Source organism: Bordetella sp. (genome assembly GCF_057362025.1).
This window is the reverse complement of sequence record NZ_JBMQQZ010000036.1, coordinates 19,797-32,569: the sequence shown is the minus strand read 5'-3', so window position 1 is coordinate 32,569 and position 12,773 is coordinate 19,797. Positions and strand designations below refer to the sequence as shown.

At 65.6% G+C, this 12,773-nt stretch carries 11 protein-coding genes; 2 read left to right on the top strand and 9 right to left on the bottom strand.

All coding sequences use genetic code 11. The annotated features are described in order from the left end of the window. The 9 genes from ACO1P8_RS08245 to ACO1P8_RS08205 all read right to left on the bottom strand — a co-directional run. Positions 1–750: ABC transporter permease (locus ACO1P8_RS08245; RefSeq protein WP_486295410.1), on the bottom strand; the 750-nt coding region annotated here is incomplete at its 3' end. Continuing rightward, a complete protein-coding gene (locus ACO1P8_RS08240; RefSeq protein WP_486295409.1) occupies positions 747–1,763 on the bottom strand; it encodes an ABC transporter substrate-binding protein in 1,017 nt (338 codons plus the stop codon). The genes ACO1P8_RS08240 and ACO1P8_RS08245, both read right to left, overlap by 4 nt. An 18-nt stretch (positions 1,764–1,781) precedes the next feature. Continuing rightward, positions 1,782–2,627 (bottom strand): TauD/TfdA dioxygenase family protein, encoded by an 846-nt coding sequence (locus tag ACO1P8_RS08235; protein WP_486295408.1) that lies wholly within the window; start codon positions 2,625–2,627, stop codon positions 1,782–1,784. A 49-nt stretch (positions 2,628–2,676) separates the two neighbouring features. Beyond that, positions 2,677–3,477 (bottom strand): class II aldolase/adducin family protein, encoded by an 801-nt coding sequence (locus ACO1P8_RS08230; protein WP_486295407.1) that lies wholly within the window; start codon positions 3,475–3,477, stop codon positions 2,677–2,679. After that, complete coding sequence (locus ACO1P8_RS08225; protein ID WP_486295406.1) at positions 3,474–4,391, bottom strand: ABC transporter ATP-binding protein; 918 nt, start codon at positions 4,389–4,391, stop codon at positions 3,474–3,476. The genes ACO1P8_RS08230 and ACO1P8_RS08225 overlap by 4 nt, the downstream gene beginning before the upstream one ends. Continuing rightward, positions 4,388–5,650, bottom strand: coding sequence for a M20 family metallo-hydrolase (locus ACO1P8_RS08220; RefSeq protein ID WP_486295405.1), 1,263 nt, complete (start codon positions 5,648–5,650; stop codon positions 4,388–4,390). Before ACO1P8_RS08220 ends, ACO1P8_RS08225 begins: the two co-directional genes overlap by 4 nt. Position 5,651: 1 nt before the next feature. Further along, positions 5,652–6,533, bottom strand: a complete 882-nt coding sequence (locus ACO1P8_RS08215) for an alpha/beta fold hydrolase (protein WP_486295404.1) — start codon at positions 6,531–6,533, stop codon at positions 5,652–5,654. 10 nt (positions 6,534–6,543) lie between these two features. Beyond that, positions 6,544–7,677 carry a pyridoxal phosphate-dependent aminotransferase gene (locus ACO1P8_RS08210; protein WP_094842093.1) on the bottom strand — a complete coding sequence of 378 codons (1,134 nt, stop codon included), beginning with the start codon at positions 7,675–7,677 and terminating at the stop codon, positions 6,544–6,546. Positions 7,678–7,688: 11 nt separating this feature from the next. Then, positions 7,689–8,474 (bottom strand): SDR family oxidoreductase, encoded by a 786-nt coding sequence (locus ACO1P8_RS08205; RefSeq protein WP_486295403.1) that lies wholly within the window; start codon positions 8,472–8,474, stop codon positions 7,689–7,691. A gap of 400 nt (positions 8,475–8,874) precedes the next feature. Between ACO1P8_RS08205 and ACO1P8_RS08200 the strand changes: the two genes are divergently transcribed. Both ACO1P8_RS08200 and ACO1P8_RS08195 read left to right on the top strand, forming a co-directional pair. Further along, a complete protein-coding gene (locus ACO1P8_RS08200; protein WP_486295402.1) occupies positions 8,875–9,582 on the top strand; it encodes a GntR family transcriptional regulator in 708 nt (235 codons plus the stop codon). Between the two features lie 428 nt (positions 9,583–10,010). After that, on the top strand, positions 10,011–12,764 hold the full coding sequence (locus tag ACO1P8_RS08195; protein WP_486295401.1) for a decarboxylase: 2,754 nt from the start codon (positions 10,011–10,013) through the stop codon (positions 12,762–12,764). The last annotated feature ends 9 nt before the right edge of the window (positions 12,765–12,773 follow it).

Below are 12,773 nucleotides of genomic sequence, written 5' to 3'. Positions count from 1 at the left end.
TTTATGCTCGGCCCAGGCCACCAGCCCATAGAAGGACGTGCCCAGCAAGCCGGCCATCAGGATGGCCGCCCACAGTGCGACGAACTGCTCGTTGTACATGGCTTGCAGCAGCAGCACGCCCAGCCCCGTGGTGTCGCCGAACCATTCGCCCGCGATGGCGCCGAGCAGGCTGAGCGTGCACGCCAGCCGCAGCGCGACGAAAATCTGCGGCAGCGCGGCTGGAAGCTGCAGGCGCAGCAGCAGCTGCAGCGGCGTGGCGCCGAAGCTGCGCAGCAGATCCAGCTGGCGCCGGTCCACGGCCTCCAGCCCCTGCAGCGTGTTCACCGTGACGGGGAAGAACGTCAGGTAAAAGGCGATCAATGCCTTGGCCAGGATGGTGTTGCCGAACCACAGCACGACCACCGCGCCAAAGGCAATCACCGGGATGGTTTGCGAGATGATGAAGAGCGGGAATACCAGTTCGCGCAGCAGCCGCACGCGATGGAAGATCACGCCATTGACCACGCCGACGACCGCGCCGGCGGCATAGCCCAGCACGGTTTCGGACAAGGTGCGCAGGAAGCTGCCGGCATAGGTCGCGGGCAAGGCGGCGATGGCCTGCAGGATGGACGACAGGCTGGGCAGGTAGTAGGGCTTGATGCCGCCCACGCGCACGACCAGCTCCCACAGCACCCCGACGGCCACGATGCCGGCGGCGCCGCGCAGCAGCACGGCCGCCGCCGAGCCGGCGCGCGGCTGGCCCGTCTTCATGGACGCCGCTCCGCCACCGGGATGGCCTGCAGGAAGCGGCTGTCGAAGGCCTTGGAGACGTCGACCGGCTTGCTGATCACCTTGTTGGTGAGCAGGAACTCCTCTGCCTTCTGCATCGCCGCCGGGTCGATCCAGAACAGGCCTTCGGTCTTCGCCTTGCCCGCCGTCATCAGACGGTAGGCCTCGGTCAGCATGAATTCCTGGTGTGCTCTATCCAGCGTGGGCGCGACCTTCATGACGATATCGACCGCGTCTTTCGGATGGGCCATGGCCTCGCGCCAGCCGCGGATGGAGGCTCGCAGGAAGGCCTTGACCAGTTCAGGCTGCTCCTGCGCCGTCTTGGTGGACACGATCAGCGTATCGCGAGGAAAGGTGATGCCGTAGTCTTCGGCCTTGAACAGGCGCAGGTTCTGCTCGCCCACGCGCTGGCGAATGGTATAGAGCTCGTTGTACCAGGTCGCGGTCACCACATCGACATCCCCGTTGACGAAAGGCGTCACGCTGACCTGCTGCGGCTGGATATCGACCTTGCTGCGATCGACGCCCTGGTTGGCCAGCATCCCGAATAGGACGTATTGGGCGCCGGTGAACCAGGCGGTGACCTTCTTGCCCTCGAACTCTTTCAATGTCTTCGGGCCGTCCTTTTTCGTGACGAACACGAAGGGCGTGATCTGGTGCGACACGCCCACGGCGACGATGGGCATGCCCTTGTCGATCGCGGCCATGACGCTGTCGGTGCCGCCCGACAGGCCGAAGGTATCGGCGCCGGTGGCCACCAGATTTTCCGTCAGCAGGTTCGGACCGCCGGGATTGATGGTCAGATCGATGCCTTCTTCCTTGTAGTAGCCCTTGGCGAGCGCGTAGTAGAAGCCGGCGAACTGCGTCTGCGGCAGCCACTTCAGCCGCAGCGTCGCCTTGACGGGTTCCTTGGCGGCCGGCGCGGCCAGGGCGGGTGCGGCCAGCCCGAACGTGGCCGCCCATGCCAACAGGGTAAACAAGCGCTTGGTCTTCATCGTTTTATCCCCTTGCGTTCAAAAAGGCCGCGTGCCCGCGACCGTTGTCCGGTGCATGATGCGTCGGTACCGGGTATCTTCGTAAGGCGTGGCGCAATGCATGGTGCAGCGGTTGTCCCAGATGATCAGGTCGCCCTGTTGCCACTTGTGCCGATACGTGAATTCTTCGGAGATGGCATGCCGGTTAAGCTCCGCGAGCAGAGCCTCGGCTTCCTCTTCGGGCAGGCCATTGATCTGCTTGACGATGTCCTGGCCGACGTACAAGGACAGGCGGCCCGTCACGGGGTGCGTGCGCACCACCGGATGCACGACGTCGGGCGTGCGCGCCTTCTGTTCCTCGCTCAGGGGCGTGCGGTCGGCGAAAGCCTTGTCGTAGTAGCCGGCGTAGGAATGCGTGGCGGTCAGGTGGCGTATGCGCGCCTGCATCTCGGCGGGAAGCGCCTCGTAGGCCAGGTGCATGCTGGCGAAAAGCGTGTCCGCGCCTTCGGGCGGGACTTCGACGGCGTAGAGCAGCGAGCCCATGCTGGGTTCGGCCACATAGGACAGATCGGAATGCCAGTTCCAGCCTTCCTTGTGGTTGCCGATGGGCTTGCCCTGTTCTGTCACGTTGGACAGGACATAGATCTCGGGCAGCCCAGTGGTCAGAAACTGCTTAAGCACGTGAGTCATCAGGTCGCCGAAGCGGCGGCTGATGTCGACATGGCGCTGGTTGCTCAGCGCCTGCCCGCGCACCAGGATCAGGGAGTGGCGGTCCACTTGCCGCACCAGCTCGTCCACGGCGGCGTCGCTGTCCGGCGTGGACAGGTCCAGTCCCAGCACTTCGATTCCAAATCCCGCATGCAGTGGGCGCGTCTCTAGCATCATGGGCCTCCAGTGGTGGCCGGGGCGCCCCGGCCGCATCAGAAAAGAACTGCTATTGCTTGTATGAGGGATCGTTGCGATCCAGTTGCCGTACCAGCGCCGGCCATTCCCGTTCGCCGGCCACCAGGATGTCGCCTTCGTTGCGCCAGAACTGGCGCGCGGCTTTTTCGCACACGTCATGGTCCGGCATGACGATGGGCCCCGCGCCGCCCGCCGCCGCGGCCTGCATGGAGAGCTGGATGCGCGCGGCGCGTTCGAAGTAATACAGCAGCATGAAGGCTGCGCCGGGCGTGCCCCCGAGCGTCAGCAGGCCGTGGTTGCGCATCAGCATGACCGGGTGCCCGCCCAGGTCGGCCACCAGCCGCTGCCGTTCGTCCAGGTCGATGGCCACACCTTCATAGTCATGGAAGGCCTGGTGGCCGTAGAAGCGCATGGCGAACTGCGACAGCGGCAGCAGGCCGTCGCGCTGGGCCGATACCGCCACGCTGGCATCCGAATGCGTGTGCAGCACGCACATCGCATCGTGGCGGGCCTGGTGGATGGCGCCATGGATCACGAAGGCGGCTACGTTGACCTCGTGCGGCGAATCGCTCAGCTTGCGGCCCCGCGTATCGATCAGCACCAGGCTGGAAGCGGTGATCTCTTCGAACAGCATGCCATAGGGGTTGATCAGGAAGCGGTCGTCCGGACCGGGCAGCCGCACGCTGATGTGGTTGTAAATCAGGTCGTCGAGCTTCAATGCGGCGACCAGCCTGTAGCAGGCGGCCAGCGCCACGCGGGCTTCCCATTCCGCGGCGGGCATGCCGGCGGGGCAGGGCGGCGCGATGCTATCCGTATCGCGGCCGCCGCTCATGCCTGTCCCTGGGCCGTTCCGGCCGCGGTGAATGATTTCATGCTTTCTTCCTCGATGGCGGCCAGCAGCGTGCGCTTGAGTTCGATGAATTCGGGCGAGGTGACGATATCGGGCAGGCGCGGGCGCGGCAGGGAGACCTTCTGCTCCAGCTTCACACGGCCGGGCCGAGCCGTCATGACCAGTACGCGATCGCCCAGGAACAGGGCCTCGTCGACGTCGTGGGTGATGAACAGGATGGTGCGGCGGTGCTTCTGCCAGACATCCAGCAGCCAGCGCTGCATCATGCTGCGCGTCAGCGCGTCCAGCGCCCCGAAGGGCTCGTCCAGCAGCATCAGGTCGCGCTTGAACATGAATGTGCGCATCAGCGCGACGCGCTGACGCATGCCCCCGGACAGCTCGTGCGGATACTGCTTTTCGAAGCCGGCCAGGCCGAACTCCGGCAGCATTTCCAGCGCGTCGCGGCGGGCGTCGGCGCGGCGCACGCCTTCCAGCTCCACGGCCAGGATGGCGTTGTCGATGACGCTGCGCCAGGGCAGCAGCAGGTCGCGCTGCGGCATGAAGGACACCTTGCCCAGCAGATCGCGCGCGCGGCACGGTTTACCCAGGAATTCCAAGCGGCCGCCCGCATCGGGTTCTTCCAGTCCGGCGACGATGTTGAACAGGGTGCTCTTGCCGCAGCCGCTGGGGCCCACGACGGTCACGAATTCGCCCGGCGCGATGTCCACTTCCAGCTGCTGCAGGGCCTGGACCGCGCCGAAGGTCTTGGATATCCCGGAGAGCGCCAGCAACGGTTGCGCGGCCGCACGTCCTGGCGCGGCGGCCGGCCGCGCCGGATCGGTCTGCGCGTGCGGTGCGGCGGCCCCGTCCGGCACGGGGGGAGACGCCTGCAAGGCGGATCGGATGGCGATGGTCATGGCGCTTCCTCTGTTGCAAGGTCCGCGAGGACGTCGGCCAGTACCCGCGCGCCGGCATGCAGGTCCTCGGGCTTGGCGTACTCGGCTTCGTTATGGGTGATGCCTTCGCGGCACGGCACGAAAATCATGGCCGACGGGCAGACGGCATGCAGGTAGCGCGCGTCGTGGCCCGCGGCCGAAATCAGGTCGCGGTGCGGCAGCGCCAGCGCGTCGGCCGTCGTGCGGATCCGCGCGCGCAGGGTTTCCGGAAAGACCAGCGAATCCGCGGCCGACAGGCGCTGCACCTGTACGGCGCAGGGGCCGGCGTGCGCTGCGCAGATCGGTGCGACCAGGGCCGACAGGCGCGACAGCTCGTCGCTGTCGGGATGGCGCAGGTCTATGGAAAACACGACCCCGCTGGCCACCACCGATGGCGCGCTGGGCTGGACGTCGAAGCGGCCCACCGTGAACTTCACGATGTCCTGGCGATCGTGCAGCGCCGCCGCCAGCGCCTGCACCATGGCGGTGGCGGCCAGCAGCGCGTCCTTGCGTTCGGCACGGGTCGACGTGCCGGCGTGCGCGGCTTCGCCCTGCACGCAAACGCGGAACGTATGCTTGCCCTGGATGCCGCTGACCACGCCGATGGGCAGGCCCTCGCGTTCCAGGACGGGCCCTTGCTCGATATGCGCTTCGAGGTAGGCATGCACCGCGCCGCCCAAGGGACGTTGCGGCAGGTGGCCCAGCAATCCCGACGCGGCGTCCAGGGCTTCGCCCACCGAGATGCCGTCGGCGTCGCGGGCCGCGCGGGTCTCGTCCAGGGTGCGCCGTCCGGCGAAGACGGCCGAACCCATCATGCCGGGCGCGAAGCGCGAGCCTTCTTCGTTCATCCAGGCCACCACATCGATGGCGCGGCGCGGCCGCAGGCCCGAGGCCTGCAGCGCCTGCACCGCCTCCAGCGCCGCTACGACGCCATAGACGCCGTCATAGCGGCCCCCGGTGGGCTGGCTGTCCAGATGGGATCCGGCAAGCAGCGGGGCCAGTCCCGCTTCGCTGCCCGGCCAGCGCAGGAAGAAGTTGCCCACCGCGTCGCGGCTGGCATGCAGCCCCAGTGCCGCGCCCCAGTCCGCCATCAGGGACTGGGCCTGCGCATCCTCGGGCGACAGCGCCTGCCGATCGACGCCGCCCGCGGCGGTGGCGCCGATGCGCGCGAGCGCGTCCAGGCGGCTCATCAGCCGCCCCGGATCGATCCAGGCCGATGGCGGTCGCGTGCGGATCGTCATGTCAGGACGTCTTCATGATCTGCGCGGGCGCGGAGCGCGGGTCGCGGGGCAGCCATTTGCCTTGCTCGACGGTGGCGAGGAAGTCGGCGACGAATTGATTGAACAGGGCCGGTTCTTCGAGATTCAGCGTGTGGCCCGCCTTGGGCAGCACCAGCAGCCCGCTGGCCGGTATGGTTTTCTTCAGGAAGATGCCCGGCTGCAGGCAGTGATCGTCTTCGTCGCCCACGATCACCAGGGTGGGCAGCGCCATTTGCTTCAGCTCCGCCTCCAGGTCGTAGATCGAAGGCCGGCGCGCCTGTACGCCGCGCATGGTATTCGCGGATCCCGTGGCGTCGTGCTCGGCCAGCTGGTGCGCGAACTCCTCCCAGCCGCGCGGATCCTTCAGCTGGAAAACGATGCGCGAGGCGGCCTCGGCATAGGTCCCGGCAAATACCGCGGAGCCCAGTTGCTCGAACTTGTCGGCGACATCGCAGGACACCTGGCGGAAGTAGTCTTCGTATTGCTTTTCGGCACCGTAGCCGGCGCCGGCCACGACCAGCGATAAGGCGCGGCCGGGATGGCGAAGGCCGAAATGCAGGACCGCGAAGCCGCCCATGGACAGCCCGACGGCATGGACCTTCTCCAGGCCCAGGCCATCCATCACGTCCACCATGTCGTTGACGGCGATCTCCTGGGAATAGCTGTCCACCGACGCGGGCACGTCCGACGGCGCGTAGCCGCGGGCGCTGTAGGTAATGCAGCGATAGCGGCGCGAAAAATAGCGCATCTGCTGCTCCCAGCTGCGCCAGTCGCCGCCGAACTCGTGGACGAACAGGATGGGCGTGCCGCTGCCCGCTTCTTCGTAGTGCAGCTTGTAGCCGTCGCGCGTGGTAATGGTGGGCATGCCTGGGTTCCTAGAAAAGATCGGTTGCGTGGGGCTGCCGGCGGGCTTGTTCGACCATCTCGGGCAAGAGCTCGCAGAAGCGGTCGGCCCAGGCCTCCGGCACGGTCAGGCTGATCTTGACGAAGCGGTCGCCGAAGCGCTTGGTGTGGTAGGTGCCCTGGCGGATCATGACGCCCTGCGTCTGGAAGGCGGCCACCAATGCTTCGGGCCGGATGCCGGCGTCCACCGTTTCCATCACCACCAGGTTGGCCTGCGACGGATAGACGGGCAGGTGCAGGCCCGGGATGGCGGCCGCGGCCCGCGCGACGGCGGCCTGGTTGCGCCGTTGCCGGCGCTGCACCTCGGGAAACCATTCGGCCTTGGTTTCAAGACCCGCGATCGCGGCGCGCTGCGACAGCACATTGCTGCCCAGGTTGTTGGGCGGTGCGCTCGCAAGCTGCTCGATGATGTCGGGATTGGAAATCACCGCTCCCAGCCGCATGCCCGCCAGGCCCAGCCACTTCGAGAAGCTGTAGGTCATGACGGTCTTCTCGGGGTAGAAGCGGTACGCCGGCGTATGCGCGTCGGCGAAGTGGAAGTACGTGGCGTCGTGGATCAGGTAGGCGTCGACCGAGCGCGCGATCTCGGCAATCTCGCGGATTTCGTCCTCGGTATGGCAGGTGCCCAACGGGTTGTTGGGATCGACCAGATAGATCGCGGCAGTATCCGGGCCTACCGCCTCGCGCAGCTGCGCGGGCGTCAGCTTGTAGTGCTGGCTGGCGTCGTAGATAGGCAGTTCAACGACGCGCGCGCCGGCCTGCCGGGCGAAGTGCATGGGCCAGGCCCAGCTGGGGTCCGTGGTGACGAAATCCTTGCCCGGCCGGCATACGTGGCGGCATACGCTGTACAGGGCCTGTACGGCACCGTCCGTGACGAAAGCGCAGGCGTCCGGTACGCCCGCATCCTGGACGATCAGGCGGCGCAGCGTTTCGAAGCCCGCGGGCGGCGCATAGGCGTGGTAATCGCCGCGCGTCAGCGCGTCCATCACCGCCCGCAGCACGGCCGGGTGAGGCTCGAAATGGTTGGTGTTCTGCCCCAGCCACATCAGGCCCGGCGTATTGCAGAGACGATCGAAATAGGCGTTTCTCAGCTCGAAGCTGCGCATGGCCGTTCTCCTCAGATGATGGAGCGGCGCGATGCGATGCCACCGTCGATGGTCACGATGGTGCCGGTGATGTAGCCGGCGCGCTCCGAGGCGAGCCAGACGATAAGGTCGCCGACCTCTTCGGCCGACGCCGGACGCTTGCCCGGATACTTGTCGAAGAGTTCTTCCCATCGGCTTTCGTCGTCGTACCAGTCCAGGGCCCGCCGCTTCATCAGCTTGACCATGCGGTCCGTGGCGACGGGACCGGGGTTCACCCCGACGACGCGTATCCCGTCGTCCAGGCTGCGGCCGCCCAATGCGCGGGTGAAGGCCATCATCGCAGCGTTGCCGGTGGTGCCGACGATGTAGTCGGCGTCCGGGTTTTCGCCGGAGTTGCCGATGTCATTGACGATCACGCCGCCACCGCGGCGCTTCATGTGCGCATAGAGCTCGCGCGACAGCGTCACGTAGGAAAAAATCTTCATGTCCAGGCTGTCGCGCCAGATCTGGTCCGACAGCTTGTGCAGCGGGCCCGCCGCGGAATCGGCGGCGTTGTTCACCAGGATGTCGACCTCGGCGCAGCGCTGCGCCAGCGCCAGGGCGTTTTCGTTCACCGCCAGGTCCATCGGGTGGATGTGGACGGCCACGTCATAGGCGTCCGTCAGCGCCGTGCGCGCCGCCGCCAGGCCTTCTTCCGATCGGGCGGCCAGATGCAGGGTGGCGACGCCCTCGCGAGCGAAGCTTTGCGCGGTAGCCAGGCCGATGCCCTTGGAGCCGCCGGTGACCAGCGCCGATTTGCCTTTCAAGCCCAGTTCCATCTGTCCTTCCTGTCCGCTTGGGTGTATGTGTGTTGATGCCAGCTTGCATACATTGCGTGGTGCCAGCACGGCCAATTCCGATTCGGCGGGTGGATTGTCTTGCCGCCGCCGTACGCTAGGCAATGCAACATCCATGCCAGTTCTTTGTTTAGGTACAGGGAGTTGAGAGGCTTTGTATGCTTCAAAGCAGTGCACAACATGGTTCATGAACGCCACGATTTCGTGCATACATGATGATGGTTGTTGTATGCAAGAGTCGCTATAATGGCGCGATGGCGAGTACGGGTCGACGTGTTGCGGTCGGCTGGCGCCGGTCGAACGATTGTCGATCGACAGAATCAGGGGCGTGCCGCAGGCGCGGGCCGCGGCGGCCATCGGCCCCAAAAGAGAAGGATCTTCAGTGAACTCAGCACTCCTGGATCAGGATGCGGCCCAGGCCGGCGAGAACGATGCGCCGGCCAGCCGGTCGGTGCGTATTCAACGGATACTCGAAAGCGAGATCTTCTCCGGTCATCTGGCGCCCGGCGCGCGGCTCGACGAAGTGGAGCTCGCGGCCCGCTTTCGCGTGTCCCGCACGCCGGTGCGCGAGGCCCTGCGGCATCTGGCCTCCGCGGGCTTGATACAAATACGCCCCCGTCAGCCCGCCGTCGTCGTAGAACTGCCCGCCTCGCGCCTGATCGAAATGTTCCAGGTCATGGCCGAACTGGAAGCCTTATGCGCCCGCATGGCCGCGCGCCGGATCTCGGCGTCGCAACTGGCCGCCCTGAGCGCGCTGCATGATGAATTGATCGAATTGGCGAAGACCGACCGGGTAGCGGATTTCTACGAAGTCAACCGGCGCTTCCACGAGACCATCTACGAAGCCTCGCAAAACGAGTTCCTCGCCGAGCAAACGCGCGCCCTGCGCAATCGCATAGGCGCCTATCGCCGTCTCGTCACCCAGAAGCCCAGCCGCCGCGCCGCCACACTGACGGAGCACGACGATGTGCTGCGCGCCATCGCCACTGGCAACGAAGACGGCGCCGCCGACGCGATGCGCGGCCACGTGAATCTGCTGGGCGAGAAGCTGCTGGACTTTATCGCGCTCTTTCCCAAGAGCGGGCGGTAACGAGGTCGGGCGCGGCAGCGCCATCGGGATGGCAGCCTTCGGATGTGATACCGCCAGCCCGGCCGGCGTCGGTCATTCTTCCGCTTACCGATGTGCGGCGTACACCTGGCGCCGCGACTCGATTTAGGGGACAACAAGCGTATCGTGAACACACGATGTCAGGCGCCGGCCGAACATTGGCCGGCTATCGCCGCATAACGCAGCGCCTCCCGAAGCGAGGTGGACATGCCCATGCGAGTCTTCCGGATGCCTCTCCCTCGGGGGGTATCGCCGGCATTGTGCGAGACGGCACGCGTCGCATCTTTTTGCGAAGAGGGCGTGGCCGCCGTTCTCGCCTCCCGAAGCGCAATCCCCTGGACGATCCCGACCCTATCGCGCGCACGCCGGCGCACGTGTGATCGGCGCTCCGGAAGTGCAGGAGACATTCCATGAAAGATAAAGCGACAGAGACCCAACGCCTGGACCACCTGTTTGCGAATTCCGCCGCGCGGATGGATCGTTGGCGGGACTTGAATGCCAAGGCCCAGGTCTGGGCGGCGGAATTGCGCGCCGGCAAGCGGCAGGACAGCACGCCTGTCGCGGAAGCGCTGGCCGCCGTGCGTCCCATGGAAAGCTATTTCGCCTACCCGGGCGCGCACTTGCTGCGCATCCTGGACGAGCGGATAAGCGAAGGCGATGCGATGGCGGCCGCCCGGTTGATCCTGAGGATGAGCAATGCCTTGTTGTCGGGAAGGTATCGCTACGATAGCGGCGAATGGGAAGCCGCGGAGGAAACGCCGGAAGACGTTCCGGACCGCATGCCGCCCGGTCTGGGCGGAGGCGGCGCGCGGCGTCCGTACTTCGAAACGATGTTCGTGACGCCGGCGCCGGCTGCCCGGCTTGCCATGCTGGCACAGGAAATCCGTCATTTGCGGCGGCCCGACGACGCCATGATCTACGAGCCGGTCATGGTGGGCAGCCTGGAGGACGCCTGTCTGGCCGCCGTCCTGAATGGCAAGATCGAGGCGGTGGTCATCTACGATGGCATACCGGTCCCGTCCCAGCATGACGTGCCTTTGCTGCGGGACTTTCTGGATGTCTACAAGCATCTGGACACGTCCTCGACCGCGCCGCAGGAGGTCGGTATAACGCTGGCCCGCTTGCTCAAGGGCATGCGTCCGGAACTGGACATCTATCTGTTGACCGATAGAAAGGTCGAACAGCTGGCCGGCGATCGGGCCGCATCGATGATCCGCAGGGTGTTCTACGAGGTCGAAGAACCCATGGAGCTGCATTTGAATATCCTGGAAGGGATACTCGAGCGCTACGCCACGCCGCACTTCGACAACCTGAAGCGTTACGCGATGCGGCCTATCGGTACCTTCCATGCCCTGCCGATCGCGCGCGGAAAGTCCATTATCAAGTCCAACTGGATCCGGGACTTCGGCGAGTTCTATGGCCTGAACCTATTCCTGGCGGAGACATCCGCCACGACGGGAGGCCTGGACAGCATGCTGGAGCCCACCGGCAACATCAAGCTCGCCCAGGAGAAGTTCGCGCGCGCGGTGGGCGCGGACCATGTGTTCTTCGTGACCAATGGCACGTCGACTTCGAACAAGATGGTCTACCAGGCGGTGACCCGGCCGGGCGACATCGTCATCGCCGACCGCAACTGCCACAAATCGCATCACTACGGCATGGTGCTTTCCGGCGCGCAGCCGTTCTATGTCGAGGCCTTCCCGATGATGGCGTACTCGATGTACGGCGCGGTGCCGCTGCGCACCATCAAGCAGGCACTGCTGGATTTGAAGGCGGCCGGCCGGCTCGACCGCGTGGCGATGATCACGCTGACCAACTGCACCTTCGACGGCCATATCTACAACACCCGTCGGGTGATGGAGGAGTGCCTGGCCATCAAGCCGGACCTGATCTTCCTGTGGGACGAAGCCTGGTTCGGCTTCGCCCGCTGGTCGCCTTTCCTGCGACCGCGTACGGCCATGGGTGCTGCCGCGGCGCTGGAACAATGGCGCGACGATCCCGCCGCGCTGAAAGCCTGGGAGGCACAGGCCAAGGAGCTGGGCGAGGACCTGGACCCGAAGGATCCGGGCCTGCTCGACCGCAGGCTCGTGCCCGATCCCCGCAAGATCCGCATACGCGTCTATGAAACGGATTCCGTACACAAATCGATGTCGAGCCTGCGGCAGGGTTCGATCGTTGCCGTCCGCGACGAGGACTACCACCGTCACGTCTCGGCCTTCCGCGAAGCGGTGTTCATCCATGCCTCGACCTCGCCCAACGCGCAGATCATCGGCTCGCTGGACGTCGCGCGCCGGCAGATGGAGCTGGAAGGCTACGAGCTGGTCATGCGGTCGATCGAAATCGCGTTGGCGATCCGAAGGGAAGTAGCACAACATCCGCTGATCTCGAAGTACTTCAGCGTGCTCGGTGCCGACCGGATGATCCCGCAGGAGTTCCGGGAATCCGGCTTCGTCGACTACCTCGAACCGGACGCCAACTGGTTTACCGCCGCGAAAGCGCTGATGGACGATGAGTTCTGCCTGGACCCGACCCGCTTGACGCTCGTCTGCGGCACGGCCGGCTACGACGGCACGGCTTTCAAGAACCTGCTGGCGTCCCGCTACAACATCCAGTTGAACAAGACCTCGCGCAATAGCGCGCTGCTGCAAAGCAATATCAACAATACCCGCAGCGATGTGGCGCTGCTTATCAAGGTCTTGCTCGAGATCTCGGAGGAGATCGAGGCCAGGCTGAAGGAAGAAGGCGATGCCGAGCGCGCCGCCTTCGCGGCCAGGGTCAAGAGCCTGATGGAAGACGTCCCGAACCTGCCGAACTTCAGCCGCTTCCACGATGGCTACCGCGACGATCCCGCCGGCGCCACGCGCGAGGGGAATATGCGGACCGCCTTCTTCGCGGCCTACAACGAGGACGAATGCGAGTACCTCCCGCTGGCCGGCAAAGCCTTGGATGACCGCCTGCGCGACGGGCCGGAACTGGTTTCGGCGAACTTCGTTATTCCCTATCCGCCGGGCTTTCCGATCATGGTGCCCGGGCAGATCATCGATGCCGACACGATCGAGTTCATGCGCAAGCTCGATGTGAAGGAGATCCACGGCTACAACGCCACGCGAGGAATCAAACTGATCAAGCCTACGGCCATCGAGCGGGTCGACCGGGCCAGCTAGGCCGCCGGA

Coding starts and splice junctions, on each gene's coding strand:
- ACO1P8_RS08230 (WP_486295407.1), bottom strand. CDS start 3,477: ATGAGCGGCGGCCGCGATACGGATAGCATCGCGCCGCCCTGCCCCGCC.
- ACO1P8_RS08205 (WP_486295403.1), bottom strand. CDS start 8,474: ATGGAACTGGGCTTGAAAGGCAAATCGGCGCTGGTCACCGGCGGCTCC.
- ACO1P8_RS08240 (WP_486295409.1), bottom strand. CDS start 1,763: ATGAAGACCAAGCGCTTGTTTACCCTGTTGGCATGGGCGGCCACGTTC.
- ACO1P8_RS08210 (WP_094842093.1), bottom strand. CDS start 7,677: ATGCGCAGCTTCGAGCTGAGAAACGCCTATTTCGATCGTCTCTGCAAT.
- ACO1P8_RS08215 (WP_486295404.1), bottom strand. CDS start 6,533: ATGCCCACCATTACCACGCGCGACGGCTACAAGCTGCACTACGAAGAA.
- ACO1P8_RS08225 (WP_486295406.1), bottom strand. CDS start 4,391: ATGACCATCGCCATCCGATCCGCCTTGCAGGCGTCTCCCCCCGTGCCG.
- ACO1P8_RS08220 (WP_486295405.1), bottom strand. CDS start 5,650: ATGACGATCCGCACGCGACCGCCATCGGCCTGGATCGATCCGGGGCGG.
- ACO1P8_RS08235 (WP_486295408.1), bottom strand. CDS start 2,627: ATGATGCTAGAGACGCGCCCACTGCATGCGGGATTTGGAATCGAAGTG.
- ACO1P8_RS08195 (WP_486295401.1), top strand. CDS start 10,011: ATGAAAGATAAAGCGACAGAGACCCAACGCCTGGACCACCTGTTTGCG.